Origin of the sequence: Abyssibius alkaniclasticus, assembly GCF_020447305.1 — a bacterium.
In the GTDB taxonomy this organism is placed as follows: domain Bacteria; phylum Pseudomonadota; class Alphaproteobacteria; order Rhodobacterales; family Rhodobacteraceae; genus Abyssibius; species Abyssibius alkaniclasticus.
Genome location: NZ_CP095732.1, coordinates 1,091,769 through 1,112,565 on the forward strand (window position 1 = coordinate 1,091,769; position 20,797 = coordinate 1,112,565).

The 20,797-nt window shown below is 61.9% G+C and carries 17 protein-coding genes; 5 read left to right on the forward strand and 12 right to left on the reverse strand.

Annotated features, from left to right (window positions below; genetic code table 11):
* Window positions 1-2,862: a monovalent cation/H+ antiporter subunit A gene (locus LGT41_RS05610; RefSeq protein ID WP_274129119.1), complete on the reverse strand. Its 2,862-nt coding sequence runs from the start codon at window positions 2,860-2,862 to the stop codon at window positions 1-3.
* A 186-nt stretch (window positions 2,863-3,048) separates the two neighbouring features.
* On the opposite strand from LGT41_RS05610, the gene LGT41_RS05615 reads away from it, so the two are divergent.
* Window positions 3,049-3,792 (forward strand): sulfite exporter TauE/SafE family protein, encoded by a 744-nt coding sequence (locus tag LGT41_RS05615; RefSeq protein WP_274129121.1) that lies wholly within the window; start codon window positions 3,049-3,051, stop codon window positions 3,790-3,792.
* Between the two features lie 19 nt (window positions 3,793-3,811).
* On the opposite strand, the gene LGT41_RS05620 is transcribed toward LGT41_RS05615, so the two are convergent.
* The 9 genes from LGT41_RS05620 to LGT41_RS05660 all read right to left on the reverse strand — a co-directional run bounded on the left by LGT41_RS05620 (window position 3,812) and on the right by LGT41_RS05660 (window position 13,339).
* Window positions 3,812-4,840, reverse strand: coding sequence for a trans-3-hydroxy-L-proline dehydratase (locus LGT41_RS05620; protein WP_274129123.1), 1,029 nt, complete (start codon window positions 4,838-4,840; stop codon window positions 3,812-3,814).
* A 9-nt stretch (window positions 4,841-4,849) separates the two neighbouring features.
* Entirely contained in the window at window positions 4,850-6,517 is a 1,668-nt protein-coding gene (gene lhpI / locus LGT41_RS05625; protein WP_274129124.1) for a cis-3-hydroxy-L-proline dehydratase, read from the reverse strand.
* Entirely contained in the window at window positions 6,514-7,515 is a 1,002-nt protein-coding gene (locus LGT41_RS05630) for a 4-hydroxyproline epimerase (RefSeq protein WP_274129126.1), read from the reverse strand. Before LGT41_RS05630 ends, lhpI begins: the two co-directional genes overlap by 4 nt.
* Window positions 7,512-8,747: an NAD(P)/FAD-dependent oxidoreductase gene (locus tag LGT41_RS05635; RefSeq protein ID WP_274129128.1), complete on the reverse strand. Its 1,236-nt coding sequence runs from the start codon at window positions 8,745-8,747 to the stop codon at window positions 7,512-7,514. The genes LGT41_RS05630 and LGT41_RS05635 overlap by 4 nt, the downstream gene beginning before the upstream one ends.
* On the reverse strand, window positions 8,747-9,469 hold the full coding sequence (locus tag LGT41_RS05640) for an amino acid ABC transporter ATP-binding protein (protein ID WP_274129130.1): 723 nt from the start codon (window positions 9,467-9,469) through the stop codon (window positions 8,747-8,749). The genes LGT41_RS05635 and LGT41_RS05640 overlap by 1 nt, the downstream gene beginning before the upstream one ends.
* Entirely contained in the window at window positions 9,462-10,115 is a 654-nt protein-coding gene (locus LGT41_RS05645) for an amino acid ABC transporter permease (protein ID WP_274129132.1), read from the reverse strand. The genes LGT41_RS05640 and LGT41_RS05645 overlap by 8 nt, the downstream gene beginning before the upstream one ends.
* Before the next feature lie 10 nt (window positions 10,116-10,125).
* Complete coding sequence (locus tag LGT41_RS05650) at window positions 10,126-10,791, reverse strand: amino acid ABC transporter permease (protein ID WP_274129134.1); 666 nt, start codon at window positions 10,789-10,791, stop codon at window positions 10,126-10,128.
* An 80-nt stretch (window positions 10,792-10,871) separates the two neighbouring features.
* On the reverse strand, window positions 10,872-11,687 hold the full coding sequence (locus LGT41_RS05655; protein ID WP_337993024.1) for an ABC transporter substrate-binding protein: 816 nt from the start codon (window positions 11,685-11,687) through the stop codon (window positions 10,872-10,874).
* Window positions 11,688-11,821: 134 nt separating this feature from the next.
* Window positions 11,822-13,339 carry an aldehyde dehydrogenase (NADP(+)) gene (locus LGT41_RS05660; RefSeq protein ID WP_274129136.1) on the reverse strand — a complete coding sequence of 506 codons (1,518 nt, stop codon included), beginning with the start codon at window positions 13,337-13,339 and terminating at the stop codon, window positions 11,822-11,824.
* A gap of 123 nt (window positions 13,340-13,462) precedes the next feature.
* Here LGT41_RS05660 and LGT41_RS05665 point away from each other — a divergent pair, with 123 nt between their 5' ends.
* Window positions 13,463-14,494 (forward strand): Ldh family oxidoreductase, encoded by a 1,032-nt coding sequence (locus tag LGT41_RS05665; protein ID WP_274129137.1) that lies wholly within the window; start codon window positions 13,463-13,465, stop codon window positions 14,492-14,494.
* A 50-nt stretch (window positions 14,495-14,544) separates the two neighbouring features.
* On the opposite strand, the gene LGT41_RS05670 is transcribed toward LGT41_RS05665, so the two are convergent.
* Window positions 14,545-15,507 carry a dihydrodipicolinate synthase family protein gene (locus LGT41_RS05670; protein ID WP_274129139.1) on the reverse strand — a complete coding sequence of 321 codons (963 nt, stop codon included), beginning with the start codon at window positions 15,505-15,507 and terminating at the stop codon, window positions 14,545-14,547.
* Window positions 15,508-15,732: 225 nt separating this feature from the next.
* Here LGT41_RS05670 and LGT41_RS05675 point away from each other — a divergent pair, with 225 nt between their 5' ends.
* Window positions 15,733-16,437 carry a GntR family transcriptional regulator gene (locus LGT41_RS05675; RefSeq protein WP_274129140.1) on the forward strand — a complete coding sequence of 235 codons (705 nt, stop codon included), beginning with the start codon at window positions 15,733-15,735 and terminating at the stop codon, window positions 16,435-16,437.
* Here LGT41_RS05675 and LGT41_RS05680 read toward each other — a convergent pair whose 3' ends face one another.
* Window positions 16,438-17,427, reverse strand: coding sequence for an aldose epimerase family protein (locus LGT41_RS05680; protein WP_274129141.1), 990 nt, complete (start codon window positions 17,425-17,427; stop codon window positions 16,438-16,440).
* A gap of 160 nt (window positions 17,428-17,587) precedes the next feature.
* Between LGT41_RS05680 and LGT41_RS05685 the strand changes: the two genes are divergently transcribed.
* Window positions 17,588-18,589 (forward strand): TAXI family TRAP transporter solute-binding subunit, encoded by a 1,002-nt coding sequence (locus LGT41_RS05685; protein WP_274129143.1) that lies wholly within the window; start codon window positions 17,588-17,590, stop codon window positions 18,587-18,589.
* A 69-nt stretch (window positions 18,590-18,658) separates the two neighbouring features.
* The gene (locus tag LGT41_RS05690) at window positions 18,659-20,767 is read left to right on the forward strand and encodes a TRAP transporter permease (protein ID WP_274129145.1); all 2,109 of its coding nucleotides are present in this window, start codon (window positions 18,659-18,661) and stop codon (window positions 20,765-20,767) included.
* The last annotated feature ends 30 nt before the right edge of the window (window positions 20,768-20,797 follow it).

Sequence of the window (20,797 nt, forward strand, 5' to 3'; positions counted from 1 at the left end):
TTAAGCCTGTGCCTCTTCTTCGTCATCATCGCGCGAGGGGTCGATATCCATTGCATGTTCGGCATCGGGCACATGCGCACGGCGCGCAAGGCGCGAAAAGCTCTCAAGGCTCAGCATGACCGCGCCGACAACCGCCAGAAACACCCCAAGGTCAAACAGCGAGGCGGTGGCCAGCTCGAATTTTTCAAAAGGTGGAATCCGCACATAGGTGTAATTCGATGTCAGGAAGGGCAGATCGAAGAACCAGGCCCCAATACCCGTAAGCCCGGCCACCAGCACACCCGCGCCGATAATGCCATGATAGGGGTAGCGCATTCGTGCCGAAGCCCATGAAAACCCGCTGGCCATATATTGCATCACAAAGGCGATCGACACGACCAGCCCGGCGATGAACCCGCCGCCCGGCTCGTTATGGCCGCGCAGGAAGATGTAAAATCCGACAAGCAGAACGACGGGCATGATCACGCGGGTCATGACCACCATCATCATCGGGTGCATGTCTCCGGCGCGCGGCTGGTCGGGCTTGCGGTTCAGCAGGCGCGCGCGCACCGGGCCGGCAAGCAGGGTTTCGGTCAGCGCAAAGATCAGCAGCGCGGCAATGCCCAGCACGATGATTTCGCCATAGGTATCAAAGCCACGAAAATCGACAAGGATCACGTTCACGATATTGTTGCCGCCGCCGCCCTTGTAGGAATTGGCGATGTGGAATTCCGAAATGCTGGTAGCAACCGGATCGCGCAGTAGGAAATAGTAAGACAGCGCCGTCGCCCCCAGACCGGCAACAATGGCTATCGCCCCATCGCGCGTGCGCTTGAGAACGCTGCTTTCAATCGGTGTGCGGTTGGGCAGGAAGTTGAGCGCCAGCAACAGAAGGATGATGGTCACGACCTCGACCGTCAGCTGGGTCATGGCCAGATCGGGGGCGCTGAAAAACACGAAGGCGACCGAGACCATAAGCCCGACAATGCCGATAAGGATAAGCGAAAGCAGCCGGTTGCGGTGCAGGAATACCAGCCCGCAAGTGGCGGCGACCAGCATCAGCCAGCCGGCGATATGCACGCCGTTTGCGGGCTGCGGCGCACGGGTTTGCGGCCCCATCGTGCCGGTTGTCCAGGCATGGTAGCCCAGCACGACGACCGTCAGCGCCATGATCGCGGCATAGCGGGTGAAGGCGCCGTTATGCAGCCGGTTGATCAGCGCGCGCGATGCGGCAATCGTCGCGGCGATGATGCTGTCAAAAATGCGCTTGGCCTCGGGGCGCGGTGCCGCATCCCATAGCCGCAGGGCGGGTTTGAACAGCGCGATCATGGCTATGCCGCCGCCCAGCGCGATGACCGACATGTAAAGCGCAGCCGATACCCCCTGCCAGATCTTGAACTTGATTTCCGGCATTTCAACCGCGCCGCCCAGCACCGAAGCGGTTACAAGCTTGATAAGCGGCTCGGCCAGAAACGGGGCAACGCCGATAGCCACAACAATCACGGCCAGCAGGGCGGGCGGCAGCCAAAGACCGGGATTCGGGTCATGCGGCTTGGCGGGGTAATCTGTGCGCACCGGGCCAAAAAAGACATGCCAGATAAGGCGAAAGCTGTAGGCGGCCGAAAACAGCGCGCCAATCGTGGCAAGCACCGGCACAAGCAAAGGCAGGCTGAACAGGGTGGTATGCGCGGCCTCTTCCAGCATTTTTTCTTTGGTTATGAAGCCGTTGAACAGGGGCACGCCCGCCAGCGCGAAAGCCCCGATCGTGGTAATGACAAAGGTCACAGGCATCAGCTGGCGCAAGCCGCCAAGGCGGCGAATGTCGCGCGTATGCGTTGCGTGGTCGACAATGCCCGCCGACATGAACAAGGCCGCCTTGAATGCGGCGTGGTTGAGGATATGGAACATCGCAACCATCGCCCCAAAGGCTGTTCCGGTGCCCAAAAGCATGGTGATCAGCCCCAACTGGCTGACGGTGGAAAAGGCCAAAAGCGCCTTCAGGTCGTGCTTGAACAGCGATATGACCGCGCCCAGCACCATTGTGATCAGGCCAACCGAGGTGACGATGACCACCCATTCCGGCGTGCCGGACAGAACCGGCCAGAGCCGCGCCATCAGGAAGATACCCGCCTTGACCATTGTGGCCGAGTGCAAATAGGCCGAAACCGGCGTTGGCGCGGCCATTGCGTGCGGCAGCCAGAAATGGAAGGGAAACTGCGCCGATTTGGTGAAACAGCCCAGCAAGATCAGCAAAAGCGCGGGTGTATAAAGCGGCGAAGCCTGGATCAGCGCGCGGTTTTGCAAAATGACGCTCAGGTCATAACTGCCAACGATGTCACCCAAAATCAGCATACCCGCGATCATGGCCAGCCCGCCCGTTGCGGTGACGGTCAGCGCCATGCGCGCGCCCTGGCGCCCTTCGGGCAGGTGCTTCCAATAGCCGATCAGCAGGAAGGAGGAAAGCGATGTCAGTTCCCAGAACACCAGCAAAAGCAAGATGTTATCGCTTAGCACAATCCCCAGCATTGCGCCCTGGAACAGCAGCAGATAGGTGAAAAACTCGCCCATATTATCATCGCGCGACAAATAGTGGCGCGCATAGGCGATGATCAGCAGCCCGATGCCAAGAATGAGCAGGGCAAAGAAAAAACCCAGCCCGTCAAGCATGAAACTGGCATTCAGCCCCAAAAGCGGGATCCAGTCGAGCCGGGCAACCAGAACCTCGCCCGCCAGAATGCCTGGCAGATTGCTGAGCAGCCCGACAAAGGCCGCAAGGCTTACTGAAAAGGTAACGCCCGCGCATACACGACGGCCCGCGCCATTCATTATGCCGGGCAAAAGCGCGCCAAGAAACGGCAGGGCGACGATAAGGAAAAGCGACACGCGTGCTCCTGAATTTGTGGCCAGTCTGGTAGCCGTTTTGCGGCATATCGGCCTGCACCTCAAGGGAAACCGACATTCCGGTGTGCAAGTTGGGGCGCAATATTGCCGCATCTTGGCCAATGGCGGTGCCCGCGCCAAGCTGATAGAGCGGGTGCAGGGGCAATTTCGCCATTTGGGGGGCAGGCGATGGATATCGCATTGATTTTGATCGCGGCCTTTGCGGCGGGGGTGCTGAACACCATTGCCGGTGGCGGCACATTCCTGACATTCCCGGCGCTGGTGTTCATTGGTGTGCCCCCGGTTCTGGCCAATGCCACCAGCACCGTGGCGGCCTTGCCGGGCTATCTGGCGGGTGCTGTGGGCTTTCGCGCCGAGCTTGCGCAGATGGAGCGCGCCGTTGTGCTGCGGCTGGTGGTGATCACGCTGGTCGGCGGGGTGCTTGGCGCGATCCTGCTGCTTGTGTCCTCCAACGAAGCGTTTTCGGTTATCGTGCCGTTCCTGCTGTTGGCCGCAACGCTGGTCTTTATGTTTGGCGACAGGCTGCGCGCCTGGGCCGCCTCCAAAAGCCGTGCGGTTACGCCCTATGGCACGGCGGCCATGCTGATGGTCAGCATTTATGGCGGCTATTTCAACGGCGGTTTGGGCATCGTGCTTCTGGCGCTGTTTGCGCTGTGGGGCATGGTGAATATTCACGAAATGAACGGGCTGAAAACCGCGCTGTCCTTCGCGCTCGCCGCAATTTCGATGCTGGTTTACGCGGCTGGCGGGCTGGTGGTCTGGCATCATGCGCTGGCCATGATGCTGGCGGCCACGGCGGGTGGCTATGCGGGCGCGCCGCTATCGCGCGCCCTGCCAAAGCCGGTTGTGCGCGGGCTGGTCGCCGCCGTTGGCTTCGGGATGAGCGCGATCTTTTTCTGGCGCATCCTTTAGCGCCCCCCCTTAGCGCCCCCTAGCGCGCCCCCCAGGTATCGGTCAGCCGATAGCCTTCTGGCCAGGGGTCTGACGGGTCGAGCATGTGCTGATGCGTGCCGGTGATCCAGGCGCGGCCGGAAATTTCGGGCAGAATGGCGGGTTTGCCGCCCACCGTGGTTTCCCCGACAATCCGCCCCATAAAGGTCGAGCCGATCAGCGAAACGGTGGTCAGGCTGTCCTCTAGCCCCATCTGTCCGCGCGCGTGCAGCACGGCCATGCGGGCAGAAAGCGCCGTGCCGGTTGGCGAACGGTCTACCTTGCCCGGTTGCACGGCAACGGCGGCACCGGCGCGCAGATCATTGCCGTTGCGCGCGACCTTGCCGGCGAACAGGCAAAAGGAAAAATGCGCCCAGTCGGGGTTGTCGGGGTGGTGGAAGCGCAGCGCCTTGTTGGCGGCATTGGTGATTTGCACGCCAAGTTTGGCGATCTTGTGCGCCTCCTCCGCAACCAGTTTCAGGCCCAGCGCATCGGCATCGACAAAGATAAAACTGTCGCCGCCATAGGCGGTGTCTACCGTCAGCGTGCCCAGCCCTTCAACCTTTAGCGGCACGTCCAGCTCGGCAGCGAAACTCGGCAGGTTCTGCACGAAAATCCGCTCGGCCTTGCCGTTCTTGCATTCGGCGCGCACCTTTACCAAGCCGCCGGGGGCTTCGAGCAGCATTTCGGTGACAGGCTCCCGCATCGGGATGATCCCGCTATCCAGCAGCACGGTTGAAACGCAGATGGAGTTGGAGCCCGACATGGGCGGGGTATCTTCCGGCTCCATGATAATGAAGGCCGCATCGGCGCGCGCATCTTTGGGGGGCACGAGCAGGTTCACATGGCGAAACACCCCGCCGCGCGGCTCGTTCAGCACGAAATTGCGCAAGCTGTTGTCCTTGGCGATCCAGCGCGATTGTTCCCATAGCGTATCGCCCGGTGGTGGGGTTACACCGCCGACAATAACATCGCCGACCTCGCCCTCGGCATGGGCTGAAATAACGTGGATTGTTTTGCTCGATCGCATGGGGGTCTCCTATTCGGTGAGCCAGCCGGGCATGTTCGGGGCACGGCCGGTTTGCGCGGCGGTCACACAATCGGCAAGGCTGCCAAAGCGCACCGTGCGGTTTGAAAGACCGGGGGCGTAATGGGCGTATTTGCCAGAGTTCGTCATCAGGTTGCGCGCCGCGGGCGGGAAAATCGGCTCGGTGATCGAACACCAGCAGATATCGGGGATGACCTGCGCGCCGAAGCCCTCCAGTTTCGCCAAGGTGCCATCGGCGCGAATCTCCGCCAGCACATTTTGCCCGACGGTGACAATGGTGCTGACCGCCGCCTTGCCCGCGAGCAGCGCCGCCAGCGCCCGGCATTCGGGGGCGGAAAAATGCGGGCTGCCAAAGGCGACAAGCTCCACCGCTTCCGGCCCCTGGTTCAACCCCGCCCAGATATGCGCCAGCTCGGCGCGGCTGACCTGAACGCAATCATCCGGCACCGGAAAGCCCTCGGCCTCGGGCGTATGGCCCGCCACATGCAGCATGGGGGCTGCGGAAGTCGTGCCAAAGGCGGCGCATAGTGCCTTGAGGTCGTCATCGCCTGGCGCCAGCGCCTCCAGCCCGGTGAGCAGCGGAATCCTGTCGGGCGAAAGCTGGCCGGCAATATAGCCGAGCATGGGCCAAAGCGCATCGTCGGCACCGTCGGGCGCGTTGATATGCAACCGGCGGCGCGGGGCGCGGTTGGCGGTCAGGTAAACACCGGAAAGCGGCGCGCGGCCCGTCATGGCAATGAACAGGTCCAGATAGTCGGGGTGTTTGACCGAGCGCGCCGCCAGCACGGTATTGGCATAGATCACCGCATTGGATTCCGACCAGCCGATATTTTCGCCCGCCTTTGGCGCTGTGGCCAGCAGATAGGGGGCGCAGGTGAATGTGGGGCGTGCGCCCATGTTCACATAGGCATCGGCCAGACGTGCGGCGCGCAGCCCGAAGCTTGGCGGCACGCCCTGTGCGCGCCAGTTGCCGTGGTCGACCGAAATGGCGTTCATGCTGGTCGGAATGCGCACCTGCCCGCCCATTTCGGCCATTCTTTCGGCAAAGCGCAGATTGGCGGTATTGGCCAGAATGCAGCCATCAATATGCGCCTGGGTGACATCGACCAGCGTGGTTGCCCCTTGCAGCAGCGCCATTTCGCAGATCACCTCCATCGCGATGCGGTTGGCGGTGCCGGTCTCGCCGTTCAGCATGGCGCGGTCGTCCGGGGTCAGCGCCAGCGCATCGGCTTTTGCCCGCGCCAGCGGCAGGCTCTGCCCGTCGATGATCAGCGCCTCGGGCGTGACTTCGGCCGCCTTCGCGGCGCTGGCTTGCGCAAAAGCCTCGGCCCCCAGGCGGACAACCGGCACCGAATGGTCGAACATTTTGGCGGCAATCATTGCGCCCAGCGTGACAACATCCTCGCTTTCGCGAAACACAAAGGCGGCGGGGGCGGTGCCGTTCAGCGCCATATCGAGCATGACACCGCTGCCGGAACACGAGCCGCGCGTGGTGGGCATGACCAGCACCTTACCGGCGAGCGACTGGCCATGCAGCGGATGGTAGGCGTCAATCACCAGCCCGCTGAGCGGGTCCACCCCGCCCCAAAAGCTGAGCCCTTCGGCGCTGGCCAGAACCGGGCCTTCAGCCGTGCCTGCAATGATGCTGCGATGGCTCATTTGACCACGAAACCATGCGCAAACGGGTCGCGGTCATCAATGAAGATGGTGTTGAACCCCGTCACCCGCGCCCATCCGGCGATGGAGGGGATGATGGCGGGCCTGCCCGCAACCGTCGTTGCCGCCTCGACCCGGCCTTTGAACAGCGAGCCGATGATGCTTTCATGCACAAAATCATCGCCCGGCTTCAGCTTGCCCTTGGCCGCAAGCTGCGCCATGCGCGCCGATGTGCCGGTGCCGCAGGGCGAACGGTCTATCGCCTTGTCACCATACAGCACGGCATTGCGGCCATGCGCGGCGGCATCGCGCGGCGCGCCGGTCCACAGAATATGGCTGAGCCCGTTGATCGCCGGGTGTTCGGGGTGGATGAATTCATACTTGGCATTCAGCGCATCGCGCAGCTTGCGGCCAAGGCCAACAAGGTCGCCCGCCGCGTAATCGGCCATATCGGCATAGTTTTTCTGCGGCTCGACAATCGCGTAGAAATTGCCGCCATAGGCGACATCGACGACGATTTCGCCAAGGCCCGCAACATCCGCGGTCAGCCCTTCGGAATGCAGAAAGCCCGGCACATTGGTCAGCCGCACTTCCTCAACGAACCGCCCCTCCTGGCGATAGGTCACATCCACGCGTCCAGCAGGCGTGTCGAGCCGCAATGTGCCGGGGGTGGCGGGGCGGATCAGCCCGTTTTCCAGCGCGATCGTCACCGTGCCGATCGTGCCATGCCCGCACATCGGCAGGCAGCCCGAGGTTTCGATGAACAAAACGCCGATGTCGCAATCATCACGCGCAGGCGGATAGAGGATGGCGCCCGACATCTGGTCGTGCCCGCGCGGCTCGAACATCAATCCGGTGCGGATCCAGTCATGCCTGGCCAGAAAATCGGCGCGGCGTTCCAGCATTGTGGCGCCTTGCAGAAGCGGCGCGCCGCCGGTGACAAGGCGCACGGGGTTGCCGCAGGTATGCCCGTCGATGCAGGGGAAGGTGTATTGGGTCATGATGCTCTCGTGAAACGCTGGGGCGAAAAGGCGGCAAGGTCGATCTGCGCGGGCCTGCCTTCCAGCATATCGGCAATAATGGCCGCCGTGCCGGTTGACTGGGTCAGCCCCAGATGGCCGTGGCCAAAGGCGCAAATCGTGTTGGGCTGGCGGGCAAGCGGGCCAAGGGCGGGCAGGCTGTCGGGCAGCGATGGTCGAAAGCCCATCCATTGTTTGCCGCCTTCAATATTCAGCCCCGGCAGAAAGCGTTTTGCCTTTTTCAGCATCGCATCGGCGCGGGCATAGTTGGGGGGAAGGCTCAGCCCGCCAAGCTCGACCGCGCCGCCCACGCGAATGCCTGATGTCAGCGAGGTGATCACAAAGCCATGCCCGCCAAAGGTGACTTGTGTTTTCAGTTCGAAGGCATCGGCGGGCAGGGTGGTGTTATAGCCCCGCTCGGTTTCCAGCGGAATTCTTGCGCCAGCCGTGCGCGCCAGCAGATGAGAATGCGCGCCTGCCGCCAGCACGATGCGCCCGGTCAGCGGCCCGGCGCTTGTCTCAATGCCGGTCGCGGTCAGCCTGGTTGCCTGAGCAATGATAATCTTGCCGCCCGATGCCCTGAAAGCATCGGCCAGGGCCAGTGTATAGTCGCGCGGATCGGTGATCGAACACCAGTCGGGCGTAAAGCTGGCATGGGTGAAGCGCGCATCCAGCCCCGGTTGGATTTCGGCAATCTCATCGCCTTTGACATGGCGAAAGGCAATGCCAGCCGCCTTGCGCGCATCCCAGCCGGGCAACGAGGCCCTGAATTCCTTTTCGCCCTCATACACCTGCAACTGGCCGCGCTTTTGCAGCATATGCGCCAGTTTCTGGCGGGTCAGGAACGGGGTGAGCGTGGCGGTGCTGTGCGCCATCAGCGCGGTTTGTGCCTCGGTGCTGGCGGCAACACGCGCCGCCCGGCTTGCGCGCCAGAAGCGCAGCATCCAGGGGGTGATCTTGAGCGCATAGCGCGGCGGCACCGATAGCGGGCCAAGCGGGTCGAGCAGCCATCTGGGCGCCTGGCGGATGATACGCGGCGAGGCGAGCGGCAGAATATCGCTGAAGGCAAAGGCACCGGCATTGCCCGCCGATGCCCCCGCCGCGGGCGCGTCACGTTCCACCACGCAAACATCCAGCCCGCGCGCCTGTGCTTCAAGCGCGATCGACAGGCCAACGACACCCGCGCCGATGACAACAACTTTATCGCTGCACACTACCGCACACTGGCCAGAAATTTTTGCGTTTCCGGGTGCTGCGGTGCGCCAAAGAATTCCTTGGGTGCGGCGACCTCGGCCAGAATGCCCTTGTGGAAAAACGCCACGCGGTTGGAGACATCGCGCGCAAAGCCCATTTCATGGGTGACGCAGATCATCGTCATCCCCTCATCGGCCAGCAGTTTCAGCGTGTCCAGCACCTCGCCCACCAATTGCGGGTCAAGCGCCGATGTCACCTCGTCAAACAGCATATAGGCCGGGTTCATGGCCAGCGCGCGGGCAATGGCCATACGCTGCTGCTGCCCGCCCGACAGGCGGCCGGGATAGACCTTGAGCTTGTCGCCAAGCCCGACATGATTGAGCTGCTTGACGGCAATCGCCTCCGCCTCGCCCCTGGCCATGCCCAGCACCTTGCGCGGGGCAAGGGTGACGTTTTCCAGCACGGTGAGGTGCGGGAAGGCGTTGAACTGCTGGAACACGATGCCGATCTTGCGGCGCAGCTTGTTCAGGTCGGTCGATTTGGCATGAACTTCGGTGCCATCGACCAGAATCTTGCCGCTATTGATTGGCTCCAGCCCGTTGATGCAGGTCAGCAGGGTGGATTTGCCCGACCCCGAGCCGCCGATCACCGAAACGACCTCGCCTTTTTCCACCGTCAGATCAACGCCCTTCAGCACTTCGAGCGGGCCAAAGGATTTGTGGACGTTTTTAATCTCAATCATTTTCGCGCCACCTTTTTTCGAGTTGGCCGCCAAGCCGGGCAATGGGAAAGCTGATAAGGAAGTAGATTGCACCAGCGACGATAAGGATGAACATCGGCTCTTGCAGCCGGGTGATAAGGGTTTGCGACTGTTTCAGAAGCTCAAACACCCCGATGAAGCCGACAAGGGCCGAGTCTTTCATCACGCCAAGTGTCAGGCCAATCCAACTGGGCAGGCCGACACGCAGCGCCATCGGAAAGACGATCTGGCGCATGTCTTGCGCCCATGTCATGCCCAGCGACCGGGCCGCGCGGCGGGTTGTGCCGGGCACGGCCGCTATGGCCCCGCGCACAATTTCGGTGCAATAGGCCGAGGTATAAAGCGCCAGCACGATGCAAGACGTGGTGAAGGCCGAAATCCCCAGCCCGACGATGGCCTGAAACGCATTGGCCAGCACAAGCTGGATGAGCAGCGGCACCGAGCGGAACAGATCCAGCACAAAAACCAGCGGCAGGGTGAACCACGGGTTGACCTGGCTGCGGATAACGCCGAAGAGCAGGCCAAGCAGCGTGCCGCCGATCACGGCAATCGCGGTCACTTCAAGCGTGATCAGCGCGCCCTGTCCCATGAATCTCAGATCGTTGAGGGTTAATCCCGTTTCAAACATGATCGCCCCCTCAATATCTGAACATGCGCGCGGCCATCAGCCTTGCACCAATGGTTACGGCTTTGGCGATGACGTAATAGATCACCGCCGCGATGGCGAAAAACTCGAATGTTCTGAAGCTGCGATTGTTCCAGTCTTGCGTGACGCCCATCAAATCGGTGTTCATGCCAACGGTCACGCCAAGCGAGGTCATCAGAATCGCCCAGACCATCTGGTTGGTGGTTGGCAGAAACGCGATGCGGAACATTTGCGGCATCACGATCAGCCGGAAGGCCTGAACCGGCCCCATGCCCAGCGAACGGGCCGAGCGGATTTGCGTGCCGGGGATGGCGCGCAGGGCACCACGGAATGTTTCGGCCAGATACCCGGCATTGTTGAAGGCGATACCCGCCAGCAGCGACAGATAGGGGTTGAGATATATGCCGAATGTGCCAAGCCCGAAATGCGCCATGTAAATCTGGAACAAAGCGGGTGTGTTGCGGGCAACCTCTACCCAGGCCGTGGCCGGGGCGCGCACAAGGCGCGACTTGGCGTTGCGTCCAACGGCCAGAAGCACCGCAAATGCAATGCCGATAGCCATAGACAAGAGCGCGATCTGCAAAGTGACAAGCGCGCCGTCGAGCATTTCGGGCAGGCCGCGCAGGGCTTGTTTCCATTGAAACGTATAATTGAACATCGTCGCCCTTAAAGTGAGAGTTCAGGGGAAGGCCGGGGCACCGCTTGGGCCCCCCGGCCAGTTTAGCGCATGTGAAGCGCCTAGCGATAGACGTTCGATACGGTCAGGTCGGGCGCAGCACCGCCTACCCATTTTTCATACAGTTCCTGGTAGCGGCCCGTGCGCACCTGCTGGTTGATGAACAGATCAAGATAGTTCAGCAAACCATATTCCTGACGCAGCGCAATCAGGGCAACATAATCAACCAGATAAGGCGCATCGCCCTTGATGACGAGGCCGTCATACTGACCCGAGGCAATGATTGCCGAGGCCACGGTCGAGGTGACGACAGTGGCTTCGATCTGCCCCTGTGACAGGGCCAGGAACACATCGGCCTGTGTCTGGTAAGGACGGAAGGTGCCGTCGCCCCAGGCTTCGATACTGTCTTCAAGCTGGATGCCTTCATAGGTGCCGGAAACCGAACCCACGGTCCGGCCGGCCAGGTCGTCATAGGTTTCAATGCCGGCATCTTCGCGGGTCAGCACCACATTGGTGAAGGCGAAGTAAGGAATGGTGAAGCCGGCGGTTTTGGCCCGTTCCAGCGTGTCCGAGGTCGAGGCAACGCCCACATCGACCCGGCCCGAAACCAGCGCAGGAATACGGTCGGGGAAGGGGGTTTCGACGATCACCGCTTCAACGCCCAGTGCGGCGGCAAGGTCGCGGCAATAGTCAACGTCAAAGCCAATCGGGTTATTGTCGGCATCGCGCGAGCCCATTGGCGGGAAGTCCAGCACCACGGCGCAGCGCAATTCGCCCGAGGCCATAATGTCATCAAGCTTGTCAGCAAAGGCACCCGAGGCCGACGCAACGAATGTTGCGGCAAGCAGGCTGCCCGAAATGAACGATAGTTTCATCATTCTCTCTCCCTAGTAGCGGTTATGTCGATTCGTTTGGTTACTATGTGGCCGCGCGGCGCAATACGCAATGAAAATAATCTTTGTATACACGTTGTGTGCTAGATTTTCCGTTGCGCCGCGCGCATTTCAAGGCATCAGTCCGCCAGATCTTGCGGCAAAAGCTCTGTCGGCATGTTCTGATAAGCGACCGGGCGCAGAAAACGCCGGATCGACAGGGTGCCAACGCTGGTTGCGCCAAAGTTGGTGCTGGCCGGATAGGGGCCGCCATGCACCATCGAATCAACCACCTCAACGCCGGTGGGAAAGCCGTTGACAAGCAGGCGGCCCGCCTTGCGTTCCAGCACTGGGCGCAGGGCCTTGGCGGCTGGCATGTCGCCGGCATCCATGTGCAGTGTTGCCGTCAACTGCCCCTCAAACCCTTTGGCCAGCGCAACCATTTCATCAATCGAACCAACGCGCACCACAAGGCCGAGCGGGCCGAACACTTCATGCCCAAGGCCTGCATCGGCCATAAAGGCTTCGCCCGTGGTTTCAAACAGGGCGGGCGCGGCTGACCGGCCCGTTAACGGTGTGTTGACAACCGCGCGCACGGCGTTGCGCGTGGCCATCTGGCTTTGCCCGTCATGAAAGGCCTGGGCGATGCCGTCGGTCAGCATGGTTTGCGGGGCAACCTTGTTCAGCGCCTCTTGCGTGGCGGCCACAAAACCATCGGCTTCGGGGCCATCCACCACCACGGCAATGCCCGGATTGGTGCAAAACTGCCCGGCACCCATTGTCAGCGAGCCCGCCCAGCCCTGGCCCAGGCTTTCGCCCCGCGCAGCAGCGGCGGCGGGCAGAACAAACATCGGGTTGACCGAGCCAAGCTCGCCGAAAAACGGGATGGGTTCCGGGCGTGCGGCGCAGAGGTTGAACAGCGCACGGCCCCCGGCAAGGCTGCCGGTAAAGCCAACCGCCTTGATCAGCGGGTGCTGCACAACCGCCTGGCCAACGTCGCGCGTGCCACCCTGAATGAGCGAAAACACCCCTTTGGGCATGTTGCAACGCTCAACCGCCGCCCTGATCGCCTCGGCGACAATCTCGCTGGTGCCGGGATGGGCGGAATGCCCTTTGACCACAACCGGGCAGCCCGCCGCCAAAGCCGCGGCGGTATCGCCCCCCGCCACGGAAAAGGCCAACGGAAAGTTGGATGCGCCAAACACCGCCACCGGGCCGATGGGCTGTTGAACCATCACAATCTCGGGGCGCGGGGCGGGCTGGCGTTCGGGCTGGGCAGTATCGTGGCGCTTGTCCAGATAGGTGCCGGCTTCGATATGGCTGGCAAACAGGCGCAGCTGGCCGGTTGTGCGGCCACGTTCGCCCTGCAGGCGCGCAACCGGCAGCCCGGTTTCGGAGGTGCCGATTTCGGTAATCGCCTCGGCGCGGGCCTCAATCTCATCGGCAATCGCGTTCAGAAAGGCGGCGCGACTGGCGCGGCTGGTATAGGCATAGGTCCAGAACGCATCTTCCGCCGCGCGGCAGGCCTGGTCGACCAGATCAACGGTGCCAGCCGAAAAATCGAAGGCCGGCCCGCTTGCGGGCTCGGACTTGAAGGTCGCACCGCCGCCAACCCAAGCGCCCGCGATCAAATGTTTTCCATGTGGGGTAAAGCTCATCTGCCTGTCCTGTTTTGTAATGCTATGGGGCGCGGCATCGGCCTTGCCCTTGTCCGGTTTCTTGCATACTACATGTATACAAGATTACAAGCCTTGCAGCAACGCAATCCGAAAGGGCAGGATATGAGCGCCGCAAAATCAGTTACCAGCGCCGAGTTGACCGAGACCGTCACCGCGATTTTCCGCAAGATCGGCTTTAATGCCACGCAGGCCGGGCCAATGGCCAGGGTAATTGTGGCAGGCGAGCGTGATGCCTGCAAGTCGCACGGGATATACCGGATCGAAGGATGTCTGCGCACGCTGAAAATGGGCAAGGTCAGGCCCGATGCCCAGCCGGTTCTGCATGTCGATGACAGCGCGATCATCCGTGTCGATGCCGGGTTCGGCTATGCCAATGCGGCTTTCGAGCTTGGCGCACCCGCATTGGCAGAGCGCGCCAAAAAGCTGGGCCTTGCCGCGCTTCTGATCAATGACTGCACGCATTTCTCGGCACTTTGGCCCGAGGTCGAGGCGCTGGCCGATATGGGGCTGAGTGCGATGGCCATGTGCCCGAGCTATGCTTCGGTTGCGCCCGTTGGCGGCTCCAAACCGCTTTTCGGCACCAACCCCTTTGCCTTTGCCTGGCCGCGCGCCGGCCAGCACCCCTATGTGTTCGACTTCGCCACCAGCGTGGCCGCGCGGGGCGAAATCGAGCTGCATCGCCGCGCGGGCACCAGGTTGCCCGAAGGCTGGGCGGTGGATGTGGATGGCAAGCCCACAACCGACCCCGATGCCGCACTTGCCGGTGCCATGCTGCCCTTTGGCGGGCATAAAGGCTCGGCCATTTCCACGATGATCGAGCTTCTGGCGGGGGTGATGATCGGCGATCTGACCAGCCCCGAGGCATTGGACTATCTGGGCACGACCAGCATTGCGCCGCGTCATGGCGAGTTGATTCTGGCCTTCAGCCCGGAGCGTTTTGCCGCCACGCGCGGGGCGAACAGCCTGTCACGCGCCGAAAACCTGTTCGAGGCCATCATCGGGCAGGGGGCGCGCCTGCCGTCGCAACGGCGCTTTGCGGCGCGCGCCCAATCCGAAGCGACGGGCATTCAGCTTACGGCTGATGAATGCGCGCAGCTCGAACGTTTCGCCAGGCTGGGGCTCGACGCAATCTAACCAAACGGAAAAGGCCCGCGCGATGCGGGCCTTTGTTGCTTTTCTGGCGCCTAGGCGGCGTATTTCGTTACAGCGCCGGGCTGTTTGGACCATTCACCATACCAAGCATCGAACAATGCAAGCTGGCGTTCGGCAAAGCCGCGCTGGCTGGCTGAAAGCACATCGGTTTCAATGAAGTTCAGCGCAAATTCGCTATGGCCCTTCAGCACCATCAGATGTTTGAAATACAATACAAGGTCGGTGCCTTCGTCGAATTTCGACAGAACAGCAAGCGCGGCTTCCAACTCCAACGCACGGGCGCGTGCCTCGGCATCGCCCGCCGCGGCAGCCTGGCTGAGCGCCACCAGATGCAACACTTCGCGCGGCAGCACATTGCCGATGCCGGTTATCGCGCCGGTCGCGCCGCAATTCACAAAGCCGTGGAAGACCTGCGTATCCACACCGATCATCAGCGAAACCTCGTCATCCTGGCTGGTAATGTATTCGGCGGCATAGGACATATCGGCAGCCCCGCCAAATTCCTTGAAGCCGATCAGGTTCTTGTGGTCGCGGCGGAGTTCAAAGAACAGATCGGCGCGGGTCGCAAAACCGTAATAGGGGCTGTTATAGATCACGGCGGGCAGATCGGGGGCTGCGGCAAGAATTGCCTTGAAATGGGCGCGCTGGGCGGGAATGGAACTGCCGCGCGACAGCACGCGCGGAATAACCATCAGCCCCTTGGCACCAACCTTCTGGGCATGGGCGGCATGGGCAATGGCGCTGGCCGAGTTGACCGCCCCCGTGCCGACAATTACCGGCAGGCCGGCGGCAACCAGCCGCTCGACCCCTTCCATGCGCTGTGCATCGCTCAGCAAGGGCCAATCGCCCATCGAGCCGCAATAGACAACCGCCGACATGCCGGCGGCAATCATCGCTTCACCCGTGCGCACGAGCGCATCGAAATCGGGGCTGCGGTCGGCTTTGCAGGGGGTCATCAGGGCGGGAATGGTCCCGGAAAAAATGCTGGCGGTCATCGCGGTCTCCTTCGATGTCAAACGTGGTGCAATTTTGCTGACGGGTGCAGGGCTGTCGCCCCGAATCCCGTCTGATCGCGCTGCATTATATCCATTGTATTTTATTTGTCGACACAATTAGGTTCAGCAAGACATTTTTCGGTCTGCGCGCCGCTGGCCACCACCGCGGCGCTTGATCCGTTGCCCCAAACTGGCTATTCAATGTGTCGACACAAAGGATTTAATATGCCGAACGCCCAGGCCACCAAAAAGACAGACCGCAAGCGTGGCTCGGGGGTCAAGCATGTTTATGACGTGCTGCGCGATGAAATCATCGGGCTGGAACTGGCCCCCGGCAGCCCGATCGACGAAATCCAGCTTGCCGAACGCTTTGTCATGTCGCGCACACCGATCCGCGAAGCACTGGTAAAGCTGGCGGGCGAGGGGCTGGTGATGACCCTGCCCAACCGCTCGACCGTTGTGTCGCATATCGACTTCTTGAACCTGCACACCTTCTTTGATGCGCTCACGCTCATGTATCGCGTCACCACGCGGCTGGCGGCGCAATACCATACGCCCGATGACCTGCCCCAGATCCGCGCGCTTCAGGCCGCGTTTGCCAAGGCCGTGGACGAGCAGAACGCGCTGGAGATGATTGCAAGGAACCGCGACTTTCATGCCGCCATCGCCGTGGCCGGGCGCAACACCTATTACGAAGGGCTGTTCATTCGACTGCTCGATGAGGGGCGGCGGATTCTGCGGCTCTATTATTCGTCCTTCGACGACCAGCTTCCGCAGCAATATGTGACCGAGCATGAGGATATCATCGCCGCGATTGCCGCGCGCGATGTCGAGGCGGCAGACCGGATTGTCAGCAATCATGCCGACCAGATTGTGAAGCAGATTCAAAAGCTGGTTTCGCAGGACCGCCGGCAAAAGATTGCGCTTTAGCTAGCTGCGGGCTGTAAATTCATAGCGCGTGATCTGCCTGTAGGTATCGCCGGGGCGCAAAACCGGCTGCGGGAAATGCGCATGGTTTATGGCATCGGGCCAGAATTGCGGCTCCAGGCACAGGCCGGCGCGCGCGCTGTATCGCCGCCCGTCCAGGCCCTGTGCGGGCAGGTCTATGTGATCGGCGGTATAAAACTGGATCCCCGGCTCGGTGCTGTAAACCGCCATTGAAACCGCCGCACTGGCAACGCGCGCCGCAAGCTGCGGGCTGGTGTAGCGCCCGGCGGCAAGGCAATAATTGTCATCGGCAGGCTGGCTGCCGATTTCGCGCATCTGGCGAAAGTCGCGCATGGTGTTCCTGACGGGTTTGAGCCTGCCGGTCGGGATCCGTTCGTCATCGGTTGCCGTGATATGGTCCGAGAAGATTTGCAGGCGATGGCCGTCGATCGTGGCACTGCCATCAAGGTTGAAATAACTGTGCAGAGCGAGGTTCACCAAAGTCGGCGCATCTGTCGTGGCGGTCAGCTCGCAGACAAGGCTGCGCGCAACAAGCCGATAGGTGCAACTGGCGCGCAGCGTGCCGGGATAACCACCTTCACCGGCGGGCGCGCAAAGGGTGAGCGTGACGAAATCTTCGCCATATCCGGCCAGTTTCCAGATTTTCTGGCTGAACCCTTGCGGGCCGCCATGCAGGTGGTGGCGCGCGCCGTCTGCCAGCGCAAGCTGATAATCCTGCCCGTCGAGCCGAAAGCGCCCCTGGGCGATACGGTTGGCGCACCGGCCCGCTATCGCGCCGAAATAGGGCGAATGCGTGGCATAATCGGCGGCCGAATTCAGGCCAAGCACCAAGGGTAAATCATGGCCCGACAGGCGCAGATCGCGGATCACGGCGCCAAAGGTCAGGATCTCGGCGCGCAGATCGGCACTGCCCAGGGTAATTTTCTGCACCATCTTGCCATCGGGCAGCGCCCCGAAATTTTCAACCACCATGCCGGCCCCGTCAATTTTTTCTTGCGCTGAACTCAACGGTTTGCCGCGCAAATGGTCAAGCCCGCCACGGCGATGGCAATGTTTTTATAGCCAGATGCCCAACTTTGTTGCAGGTTAAGCCAGGGTTTGTCAAAAATAGCCCAAAAAATAGGAGGATGTTATGAAACTGATGACCAAAGCCGCTCTGGCGGCCAGCCTTGCCTTTGCCGCACCTGCAAGCGCGGAAGAGGCGAGCTATGTGCTTGCAACGGCCTCGACCGGCGGCACCTATTATCCGGTTGGGGTGGCGCTGGCCACGCTGGTGAAGGTGAAGCTCGAGCCCGGCATGAACATTGCCATGTCGGCGATCAGCTCGGCCGGGTCAGGCGAGAATATTCGCCTGTTGCGTGAAGGCGAGGCGCAATTTGCCATTTTGCAGGGGCTTTATGGCTATTACGCCGCCTCGGGCACCGGCCCGCTGGAGGAGGCCGGCGCGCAGGGCAATCTGCGTTCAGTCACCATGCTGTGGCAGAATGTGGAGCAGTTCGTTGTGGCCAGCGACCGTGCGACCACCGGCACGATGGCCGATTTCGTGGCGCTTGAAGGCACATCGGTGGCGCTTGGCGCACAGAACTCCGGCACGCTTGGTTCCAACAGCACGCTTCTGGCAGGGCTGGGTGTCGATATCGAAACCGCCTATGACCTTGTTTATGGCGGCTATGGCCCGGCGGCTGAGGCGCTGCAAAACGGGCAGGTGACCGGCATTTCCACACCTTCCGGTGTGCCAACCGGCGCGCTCAGCCAGCTTTTCGCCTCGGCGGGCGACAGCGTGACCATGCTCGACTTCACCGATGAGGAAATGGCCGCCGCCGATGGCGGCCGCGAGCTTTGGACGCGCTTTGTCATTCCGGCCGGCACCTATCCCGGCCAGGAGGCCGATATCGCCACGGTTGCACAGCCGAACTTTCTGGCGGTAAATGATGATGTGTCCGAAGAGAATGTCTATCTGATCACCAAGACGATCTATGAGAATCTGGCATTCCTGCAAGCCATCCACCCGGCCACCAAAGCCATGATGATCGAGGCGGCGATTGCCGGTCTGCCCGTGCCCCTGCACCCCGGTGCAGCGCGGTATTATCAGGAAGTCGGCATCGAGATTCCCGCGCGCCTGATCGCCAACTAGGCAGCAGATTGCCATGAAACCACCCCGGCCCTGCAGTCAGGGCCGGGGCCATAGTGCCGGGGGCCAAGCATGAGCGAACCAGACCAAGCGGCGGATGAGGGGCTGATCCAGCGCGCCTTTTCCGGGCCGGTGGCCATTGCGCTCAGCGTGCTGGCGCTGTTTATCGCCCTTGGCCATATCTATGTGGCCTTCGCGCCGATCATTTCCGAATTTCAGCGCAATGCCTATCATTTTGCGGGGTTTGCGTTTCTGGCGGCGGTCTATTTTCCGGTGCTGCGCGGGCGCACCCGAAGCCGCGCCTTGCTTTTGGCCGATTTCGCCTTCGGGCTTGCGGTTGCTGCGGCCGCCATCTACCTGCCTGCCGCCGAAAACGCGATTTATGACCGCGGCGTAAAGCTCAACCTGTTTGATGCCACCGCCATTGCCATCAGCGTGGTCGGCGGGATCGAGCTTACGCGGCGGCTGACCGGCTGGGTTATCCCGGCGCTGGTGATCCTGTCGCTCACCTATATCGGCTTTTGGGGCAAATATGTGGGCGGCGTGTTCAGCTTTCCGGGGCTGAGCTGGGAAACGATCGCCTTTCGCTCGGTCTATGGCGATGATGCGATGTTCGGCACCATTGCGCGTATTTCATCCACCTATGTGTTCCTGTTCATCATCTTCGGGGCGTTTTTGCTGCGGTCGGGCGCGGGTGATTTTGTCATCAACCTTGCGCGCGCCGTCGCGGGCCGCATGGTCGGCGGGCCGGGCATTGTGGCGGTTATCGCCAGCGGGCTGACGGGCACGATTTCCGGCTCGGCCGTGGCCAATACCGCCTCGACCGGGGTGATCACAATTCCGCTGATGAAACGCGCGGGCTTCTCCCCGAAATTCGCAGGCGGGGTCGAGGCCGCAGCCTCGACCGGCGGGCAGTTGATGCCGCCGATCATGGGGGCGGGGGCCTTTGTCATGGCCAGCCTTACGCTTATCCCTTACGAAACAATCGTTGCCGTGGCCGCCTTGCCCGCGCTGCTTTATTTCCTGTCGGTCGCCTTCTTTGTGCGGATCGAAGCGCAGCGCATGGACCTGCCCCCGATGAAAAGCGATGGCGAAACCTTCCGTTCCGCCTTTGCCAAGGGCGGGGCCAGCTTCGTTCTGCCCATCGGCGCGCTCATTACCATGCTGATCATGGGCTTCACCCCGGCCTATGCGGCGGTGTTCGGCATTATCGCCGTGGTGGTCAGCAGTTGGCTGACCCAGAACCGCATGGGCCCGCGCGCGGTGGTCGAGGCGCTGATCATGGGCACCAAGGGCATGATCATGACGGCCGTGCTGCTTTGCACCGTCGGGCTGATCGTGAATGTCATATCAACGGCGGGCATCGGCAATACATTCAGCCTGATGATTGCCGATTGGGCGGGGGGCAACCTGCTTATCGCCATTCTGCTTGTCGCGCTTGCCAGCCTTGTGCTGGGCATGGGCCTGCCGGTGACCGCCGCCTATATCGTGCTGGCCACCCTGTCGGCCCCCGCGCTTGCCGGCATGATCGCCGACCGAGTGGTGATTGATACGCTGGTGCTTGGCCAGTTGAATGACGGTGCGCGCGCCATCCTGATGCTGGGCGCGCCCGAGCATATCGCCGCCCTGTCCGGCCCCATGCCCTATGCGCAGGCGGTTGACATCGTGCAGGCATTGCCGCTGGAAATTGCCGCGCCGCTGCGCGACCTGACCGTGCCGCCCGAAGCCGCGCTTGGCGCGCTGCTCTCAGCCCATATGATCATCTTCTGGCTGAGCCAGGATAGCAACGTCACCCCGCCCGTGGCGCTTGCCGCCTTTACGGCGGCGGCCATTGCCAAGGCGCCCGCTATGGCCACCGGATTTGCAAGCTGGAAGCTGGCCAAGGGTTTGTATATCGTGCCGCTGATGATTGCCTACACACCATTTCTATCGGGCAGCGCCGGGCAGGCGCTGGTTATTTTCGGCTTTGGTGTGGTTGGCATTTACGGGCTGGCGGGGGCGCTTCAGGGCTGCATGGAGCATCGGTTCGGCTGGGTCATGCGCCTGCTGGCCGGGGCGGGGGGCATTGCCTGCCTCTGGCCCGATCCGCTTTGGCTGAACATTGCAGGCGCGCTCGTCGTGCTGGCCGTTCTGGTCTATAATATCCGCAGCGGCCCAACGGTCCGGCGCGCGGCGGTGTGATTGTTTAATGTCTGCACATAATGTGCAGGA

What these genes read in the sequence shown, in the direction of transcription:
- LGT41_RS05685 (WP_274129143.1), top strand. Translation starts at nt 17,588, where the DNA reads ATGAAACTGATGACCAAAGCCGCTCTGGCGGCCAGCCTTGCCTTTGCC.
- LGT41_RS05675 (WP_274129140.1), top strand. Translation starts at nt 15,733, where the DNA reads ATGCCGAACGCCCAGGCCACCAAAAAGACAGACCGCAAGCGTGGCTCG.
- lhpI (WP_274129124.1), bottom strand. Translation starts at nt 6,517, where the DNA reads ATGAGCCATCGCAGCATCATTGCAGGCACGGCTGAAGGCCCGGTTCTG.
- LGT41_RS05650 (WP_274129134.1), bottom strand. Translation starts at nt 10,791, where the DNA reads ATGTTCAATTATACGTTTCAATGGAAACAAGCCCTGCGCGGCCTGCCC.
- LGT41_RS05670 (WP_274129139.1), bottom strand. Translation starts at nt 15,507, where the DNA reads ATGACCGCCAGCATTTTTTCCGGGACCATTCCCGCCCTGATGACCCCC.
- LGT41_RS05655 (WP_337993024.1), bottom strand. Translation starts at nt 11,687, where the DNA reads ATGATGAAACTATCGTTCATTTCGGGCAGCCTGCTTGCCGCAACATTC.
- LGT41_RS05665 (WP_274129137.1), top strand. Translation starts at nt 13,463, where the DNA reads ATGAGCGCCGCAAAATCAGTTACCAGCGCCGAGTTGACCGAGACCGTC.
- LGT41_RS05640 (WP_274129130.1), bottom strand. Translation starts at nt 9,469, where the DNA reads ATGATTGAGATTAAAAACGTCCACAAATCCTTTGGCCCGCTCGAAGTG.
- LGT41_RS05620 (WP_274129123.1), bottom strand. Translation starts at nt 4,840, where the DNA reads ATGCGATCGAGCAAAACAATCCACGTTATTTCAGCCCATGCCGAGGGC.
- LGT41_RS05630 (WP_274129126.1), bottom strand. Translation starts at nt 7,515, where the DNA reads ATGACCCAATACACCTTCCCCTGCATCGACGGGCATACCTGCGGCAAC.
- LGT41_RS05680 (WP_274129141.1), bottom strand. Translation starts at nt 17,427, where the DNA reads ATGGTGGTTGAAAATTTCGGGGCGCTGCCCGATGGCAAGATGGTGCAG.
- LGT41_RS05615 (WP_274129121.1), top strand. Translation starts at nt 3,049, where the DNA reads ATGGATATCGCATTGATTTTGATCGCGGCCTTTGCGGCGGGGGTGCTG.
- LGT41_RS05645 (WP_274129132.1), bottom strand. Translation starts at nt 10,115, where the DNA reads ATGTTTGAAACGGGATTAACCCTCAACGATCTGAGATTCATGGGACAG.
- LGT41_RS05660 (WP_274129136.1), bottom strand. Translation starts at nt 13,339, where the DNA reads ATGAGCTTTACCCCACATGGAAAACATTTGATCGCGGGCGCTTGGGTT.
- LGT41_RS05690 (WP_274129145.1), top strand. Translation starts at nt 18,659, where the DNA reads ATGAGCGAACCAGACCAAGCGGCGGATGAGGGGCTGATCCAGCGCGCC.